The sequence below is a fragment of the Limnospira sp. PMC 1279.21 genome, from assembly GCF_032349615.1.
GTDB lineage: Bacteria > Cyanobacteriota > Cyanobacteriia > Cyanobacteriales > Microcoleaceae > Limnospira > Limnospira fusiformis.
Genome location: NZ_JARPLU010000211.1, coordinates 1 through 6,929 on the forward strand (window position 1 = coordinate 1; position 6,929 = coordinate 6,929).

General features: G+C 46.5%; 6 protein-coding genes and 1 pseudogene. 2 read left to right on the plus strand and 5 right to left on the minus strand.

The genetic code is table 11. The annotated features are described in order from the left end of the window. The coding region (locus tag P5683_RS21515) for an IS630 transposase-related protein (RefSeq protein ID WP_315641034.1) at window positions 1-306 on the minus strand (306 nt) is incomplete at its 3' end. 242 nt (window positions 307-548) lie between these two features. Between P5683_RS21515 and P5683_RS21520 the strand changes: the two genes are divergently transcribed. After that, window positions 549-1,316 carry a hypothetical protein gene (locus P5683_RS21520; RefSeq protein ID WP_315669477.1) on the plus strand — a complete coding sequence of 256 codons (768 nt, stop codon included), beginning with the start codon at window positions 549-551 and terminating at the stop codon, window positions 1,314-1,316. Window positions 1,317-1,389: 73 nt separating this feature from the next. Here P5683_RS21520 and P5683_RS21525 read toward each other — a convergent pair whose 3' ends face one another. From P5683_RS21525 to petC, 4 genes are all read right to left on the minus strand, one after another. Then, the gene (locus tag P5683_RS21525) at window positions 1,390-2,481 is read right to left on the minus strand and encodes a RuBisCO accumulation factor 1 (RefSeq protein ID WP_006624499.1); all 1,092 of its coding nucleotides are present in this window, start codon (window positions 2,479-2,481) and stop codon (window positions 1,390-1,392) included. 82 nt (window positions 2,482-2,563) lie between these two features. Then, a complete protein-coding gene (locus tag P5683_RS21530; RefSeq protein WP_006624498.1) occupies window positions 2,564-3,409 on the minus strand; it encodes an alpha/beta fold hydrolase in 846 nt (281 codons plus the stop codon). 134 nt (window positions 3,410-3,543) lie between these two features. Next, window positions 3,544-4,533 (minus strand): cytochrome f, encoded by a 990-nt coding sequence (gene petA / locus P5683_RS21535; protein ID WP_006624497.1) that lies wholly within the window; start codon window positions 4,531-4,533, stop codon window positions 3,544-3,546. A gap of 89 nt (window positions 4,534-4,622) precedes the next feature. Then, the gene (gene petC, locus P5683_RS21540) at window positions 4,623-5,162 is read right to left on the minus strand and encodes a cytochrome b6-f complex iron-sulfur subunit (RefSeq protein WP_006624496.1); all 540 of its coding nucleotides are present in this window, start codon (window positions 5,160-5,162) and stop codon (window positions 4,623-4,625) included. Between the two features lie 753 nt (window positions 5,163-5,915). Here petC and P5683_RS21545 point away from each other — a divergent pair. Further along, window positions 5,916-6,876: pseudogene (locus tag P5683_RS21545) on the plus strand (reverse transcriptase domain-containing protein); the annotation flags it as partial. Window positions 6,877-6,929 lie beyond the last annotated feature (53 nt).

Here is a 6,929-nt window from a genome sequence, read left to right on the forward strand (position 1 = left end):
GGCTCTGGATATGGTGCGAGGAGAGATGTCGTCATCCCAAAGTTGAGCCATTTGAACGGAGGTTTTGTCGCCATGCTCTTGGGCAAAAGCCTTGAATTTGTGCCAGTCGGTAATTTGGTGGCTATGACCAGGTGGGCGATTAGGTTTAGGGAGGAAGTCGCCGGTGTGTTCTTTTCTTTGCAGCCAGAGATTGATGGTGTTCCTGCTGACATGGAAAACTTGACTGGCTTCGGTTTTGGGTATACCGTCTAGTTCAATGGCATTAATAACTTTTTGTCTAAGGTCGTAACTGTAGGGGGCTGGCATTTTTGGTCTTCTGTAGATATCCTGGCCATTATACGTCCTAACTTTTCTGTCTTGTGCTATACAATTCCAAGACAACGGTAAACGCTTCGTGTTAATATGCAACTCGGTTAGATTCGTAAGCAGTTAGATTCAGAGATGTACATGATGTCCAATGGCAAGTCTCTCTTCTACTGATCACCCTAGATAGGCCATTAGGCTGTTCAAAAGGATTTAACCTGGAATTCTCTTATAGCTGCCTAAGTGTGAAATCCAAACGCATGAGTCCGACTACGGGGTTTTTATGGGGATGTGTGTTTACCTTAATGGTAGCCATGCTACTCCTATTCGCATGGTTATTTTTGAGTAACCAATCGTCTTTAGGAAAGGATGAACCATCACCCCCAAGTTTCCCATCTGGAATTCTCCCGCCACCGCCTAATGTGTCGGAGTCAACATTAGGGACGTTTCCCAATGGGCAGATTCCGATCCCCACCTTTCCTTTACCTCCCCCACCTAGTTCCTCTGATTCCTCAAGTTCTGGGTCTCATGTACTTCGAGAATGGGAAAGACAACAAACGACTAATCAACAAATCACTACTCAACTGGAACGACATCGGGTTCAGATTGACCAACTAACGAGTCAACTGGAGCGACATCGGGTTCAAATTGAAACTCTTACGACTCAGCTTGAACAGCAGCGAATGCAAAATGAACGCCTGACGATGCAACTGCAAGAACAGGAGCGTCGGGTTAGTAATTTGACCCTGGATCAAAACCGCTTGTCTCAAGGCAATTCTGGCTCCAATGGATTGCCAACTGCTATGCTATGGTTTCTGGTGGGGGTGATTCTGGCTGTGGTCTTGGGTGGTAGTATTTTGGCGATCGCTTTAGTGGTGATGGCGGGTCAATCTAATCGTCGGTCTGAGTTGAAACGTTATTCAATTCAACCTATTGATATCTGGCCTTATCGGATTGAGGAAGAACCTGCTGACTTTTTGCCCCCGAATATGCGATCGCGTCGTTCCCGTTAAATCTGCCCCTAGCTGGCGGGGTAGGATAACTGGATCGCGAATAGCGAGTATCTTCTCTCTAGGTGCTTTTGCCCTATTCCTCAATTTGCCAAATATCGGTCATCTGATTTTCATCGACAATCCGTTTTGGGCGCAAAATCAGAATCACCCTGCCTAGCAGAGGCGTTTCGGGTTGGTCCTCAAACCATTGCAATTCTAGTTGACCCTCAATCTCCACTAGAAAATAACTGTCTGCTTGCCATGTTCTACCTGCGCGATCAATAACTGCAACTACTTCCTCAACCTGACCAGGGAGAGGAGTAGGAAGCTGGTCGCTTTGACATAAAATCACCACTGGGTCTTCAGAATTTCGGACTACCTGCCAACCTGGTAAAGCCAGCCAAGCACCTCCTCCATTAAATTTGATGATTCCAAAAGGTTCGATCGCCTCACACAGGGGAACAGCTTGCCAATCCTCCTTGTTGAGGGGAAACCTCCCCGCCACAGGTACAATACAAGGAAGTTCCTCAGACTCCTCTAAACGATACACTGGCAGGCGAGGGGCAGTTTTGGGATATGAAACCGTAAAATCAGTTAAAAGCTGTTCTAGCTGGCTTCTAGCCGCCGTAGATTTGACAAATTTTAGACCCTTAGCAATCAGGCGCGATCGCTCCTGGATATCCTTTTGTTGGCGAGCCAATTTGGCGAAATAATAGGCTACCATATCCCCGGCATCGGTAGAAAATCCTTCCGGCATACCCCCGCTCAGGGAAAAATCTTTCAGCGCCCTAGCGATATTTCGGGCTTCATCGGCATCTAAATTGTACTCGAGAATCAACCCCGCCGCCGCCACCCGCAGGGGTTGGGTGAGGATACGAAGTTCATAAAGGATATCGCTGCCTTTTTGCCAAAAATGCGATCGCACCTTCTCGGAGGCTTCCCCCTTAACCATGGAGTGGTAAACCTGAGAAGCGACAATTACCTGATTTTGTTGCACAGGTTCAAAACCAGTATCCTCAAAAATCTCCTGGGAATTTTTACCGCACTTTTGCAGAGTAGCACAGGCCTGACCCCACTCAACCCAACTCCCTTCTTTGCGTCTAAGTTGCTTAATCAAGGCTTGTTGGTCTACATTACTTTCGACCACTGGGGGTGTAAATTTCGGATTCGGGGATGTTTCAGTCATATTCGCAATTAGTATGATAGACAATCAGGGACTTAATCCCCACGACTAGCTCCCCACCATGGTCAAGGGTAGCCCTTGGGGTTCAAAGTGCTTTTTTTCGCAGGAATAGCAGTAGGGATTCCGCGATTTCTTGGGGCCAATGGTCTTGGGGATAATGTCCAGCCTTATCTAGTTTAACCAATACTGCCCCAGGAATCTTCTCGACCAAACTTTCAGCCATAGACAGATCTAGCCAAGGGTCAGCAGTCCCCCAGACAATCTCGGTGGGATGATCCCATTTGGGGAAGCCGGAGACAATTTCTTCCATAGCCTCCTTTAATTGTAGATTCTTAATGGTTGCCATGAGCGCCCGCCCGGTAGAGGAAGACTTGAGAAACGGACGGCGATAGACATCGAGATCTTTATCTTCAATCACATAACCGCTTCCTCCCTCCAGAGTGCGATCGACTAATAACGGGTCTTGAGTCATCATATCCCCGACAAAAGGCAATGACATCTGTTTGATTTTCCAGGGTAATTTTGCCTCGGTAGAGACAGGGGTATTTAATACTAACAGCCGTTCAATTTGTTCTGGGTGTCGCAGGGCATACTGTAACCCCACGGAACCTAAGAAACCTTGAACAACCAAATAAAACTTAGTTAATTTTAGGGTAGTTAAAAACTCTTCTAATCCTTGAATATACGCATCTGGAGTATAGGGGAAATCTCGTTTTTCGGGTTTCTCGGAAAATCCAGAACCCAGCCAGTCGGGTGCGATCGCTCGGTATCCCTTCTCGCCTACTTCCTCCATAATTACACTCCAACTGTAACTTTGAGAAATTAACCCATGTAAAAATAAGATAGGCGGTTTATCTGTCACTTCCCGGTTAATTTCCCGATAAAACCAGTCGAATTTTCCCGCTTTAATTGTTTCCGTTGCGATCGCCACTTTTAAAAAATTGATAAATTTGATTAATTTGCAGTGAGAAAGCCGGAGGCAGAATCCACAATTAACAACTATTAATTATCAATTATTTACCCTACCCCCGGACTTTCAACGTTGAAGCCAATGGACAGCCAGAATTAGAAATTCATCTCAGCCGCTTGGACTTTTTCCACTTGTTTTTTCTTGAGAACTAACAGAATCTGAGTTAGCATCACCAGGGCAAAAAATGCCAGCAGACCTTGAATCCGAGTCGAACTTTGGAGTACGATTTCAGTATCATCTTGACCAAAGCCACCCACATTAGGATTATTGGTTAATGAATCACCAGCCGCCACAGGTTGACCCTCAGAAACAATCAACTCAGGACCAGGAGGCACAGTTTCCACCACAGAATCACCCTCAGCAGTAGTGATAGTTACCTGGTAGCCAACATATTCTTCCTGAGTAATTTTGGTGATAGTTCCACCCACAGAGGCTTTATAAACCGTGTTATTGCTGGCATTACCCGCCGGGTAAAGTTGACCACGACCCCGGTTTCCGCCAGCGTAGACGGCATATTTACCAAAGTGGATAGACTTATCAGTAGCTGGATCTGGAGACAGAACCGGGAAGACAATTTCTTGGTATTGATCGCCAGGAATTGGACCAACGATCACCACATTTTCTTGATCAGCACTGTAGGGTTGGAAGTAAAGACCACCGACTTCCTCGGCGATCTCTTCAGGAATGCGATCGGCAGGAGCAATTTTAAAGCCTTCTGGAAGCATCAACACCGCTCCCACATTCAGAGCGCCTTTGCTACCATCACCCAACACCTGCTGTACATTAGTATCATAGGGGATTTTCACCACAGCCTTAAACACCGTATCAGGTAAGACAGACTGGGGAACCTCTACTTCTGTAGGTTTAGCAGCCAAGTGGCAGTTAGCACAAACAATACGGCCTGTAGCTTCTCTGGGAGTTTCTGGGGCAGTTTCCTGAGCCCAGAAAGGATAAGCCGCAGCACTCTGGGGTAATACCAAATCCCCGGCTAGGAACAGCCCTGCGGTTGCCACTGCAACTAATAACACCCGCAAAGTTGCCCCAATACCACGACGCAGAATTGCGAATCGGTCAGTGTTTGACATCGGAATGTTCTATCTCTCTCAAAATGTAAATTATCATTAGATCACAGATTGGGGATAGATCTTATTACCATCCCCCCTCTGAGTCTCAATTAAGCCCACCAGGGAGCTTCATTGGTGCGGAAATCGGTTTCAGTCCAGGGAATGAAACTTACTTTGTCGTCCACAACTTCGGTGTGAACCAGCGCCAAGGACAGGGGAGCCGGACCACGCACTACCTTACCAGTAGCATCATACTGGGAACCGTGGCAGGGACAGATAAATTTATTCTCGCTGCTGTTCCAGGGAACCACACAACCCAGGTGAGTACATACCGCATTCAGGCCATATTCAGCCAGGTTGCCATCATTTTCAATCACTAGGTAGGTAGGATCACCTTTGAGACCTTGAGCCAAGACGCGATCGCCTACATTATGAGTAGCCACAAATTGGCTGACTACTACATCATTACCCAAAGCATCTTTGGCGATCACACCGCCACCTGCTCCCCCAGTTGAAGGAGGAATAAAATATTTGACGAAGGGATACAGCGCACCTAGGGCCACCCCGGTTGCTGAACCAAAGGTCAGCAGATTCATAAATTGGCGACGTCCCATACTCGGAACATCAGAGTTAGCAGAAATTTGAGTCATGATCGACGCAGTTTGTCTGTGTTATGTTACTTGATCTTTACAAGTGCGAGACGTTCAGGCATGAAATAGGGTTGCAATACCCGAAATAACCGCCTGGTGAGGATTTCAACCCCTTGGTTGAATATAAGGAGCGCACTCCTGACCATCCTCATAACTGTTTATATGTCCCAAAGCGAAAGCAAGGCAGGGAACTCAAGGTCAATCCCACAAAGAAAATCGCAATACTCAATTATACAACATGGAGGATTAAAACCACTTGGGCGATTGTGGGAAAGAGTAACGGCGATAGCCACCCCCAGTTTCAGGATACACAACCCGTCAGATTGAAGCGGGGAACGGAAGGCGTGAGGGTAACCTATTCCCAATAATCCGACCACTGCCAACCATCCATGACTAAGGAAATCTGAATGTTCCGACTTGAACCATCGTAAATAATAAGCAGCGAAATAGGTTGATACGCTGCGCTCAAAAGAGCAAAGGGAAAAGTAGGAGTATTTGTAAGCTACCTACACAGACCTTTAAAAGTACCTCGGTGGATAGGACAAGTCTAAAGATGGAATGCCCATATAAACGGAACGTTATAAACCCTTTTAGGCTCTGATAATCTGGTCGAGAGAGTCAGTAGTGAAAAAGTGTAAGCGTATGCCTATTAGGGGGTGAGATGTGACCAGAAGCCAACGCCCGGCTGTAATGGACGGGATATGCTAACGGGTCACGGTTTGATTGCAAGGATAGAGTCGAGTAGGAGTCAAAATGACGAAATCGAGAGAAGGTAAAGGCTTCGATAAACGGAGACCTACTAAGACTACGAATGGATGGAGAAGTATCAACTGGGCTAAGGTTCAGCGATACGTCTTTAAGCTCCAAAAGAGGATATTTCAAGCAGCTAAATCGGGACAGGACGCAAAGGCAAGAAGGTGGCAACGTCTATTGGTGAAGTCATATTATGCCCGACTCTTAGCAGTGCGGCTGTAGGGGCGGGTTCCACGGTCAGCCATGCTTCCCAACAGTCAGCTTAATAAACCCGCCCCCCAAGATAATCAACGCAAGAAAACGGCTGGAGTCGATGGAGTAAGAGTAATCTCTCCAAGACAAAGTTTTGAGCTTGTTAAGAACATTAAGGGAAACCTCAAAGCAAAACCACTGCGACGGGTGTGGATTCCAAAACCCGGAATGGATGAAAAACGCCCTCTAGGAATACCCACAATCCAGGATAGAGCAAGGCAAGCCTTGGTTAAATCGGCACTCGAACCTGAATGGGAATCGAGATTTGAAAGCAACAGCTATGGGTTCCGACCCGGACGGTCAGCCCATGATGCAATATCCAGAATCTTTCAAAGTATAAACAAAGGAGGTTATTACATACTGGATGCAGATATAGCAAAATGCTCTTACCGTGAACCATGAATACCTACTTTCCAAAATTCATTGTCCAAGCAGTCTAAAGAGAGACCTGAAACAATGGCTCAAAGCAGGCGTGCTAGATAACGGCGTTTTCGATGATACAGAAACAGGGACACCCCAGGGAGGGGTAATAAGTCCACTCCTAGCCAACATCGCACTGTTGGGAATGGTTAGGTTCATAGAAACAATGTATCCTAAAAAGAGAAACGTGGTTCAAGCCACAACAATCAGATACGCCGATGATTTTGTAGTAATATCCCCATCACTTGAAATCATTGAACAGTGCAAAACTGCTATTTCCAAATGGTTAACCTACATTCCGCAGGTTGACAGGGAATAAAAGATATGGTGCTAGTCTAGGCA

Coding starts and splice junctions, on each gene's coding strand:
- P5683_RS21525 (WP_006624499.1), bottom strand. CDS start 2,481: ATGACTGAAACATCCCCGAATCCGAAATTTACACCCCCAGTGGTCGAA.
- petA (WP_006624497.1), bottom strand. CDS start 4,533: ATGTCAAACACTGACCGATTCGCAATTCTGCGTCGTGGTATTGGGGCA.
- petC (WP_006624496.1), bottom strand. CDS start 5,162: ATGACTCAAATTTCTGCTAACTCTGATGTTCCGAGTATGGGACGTCGC.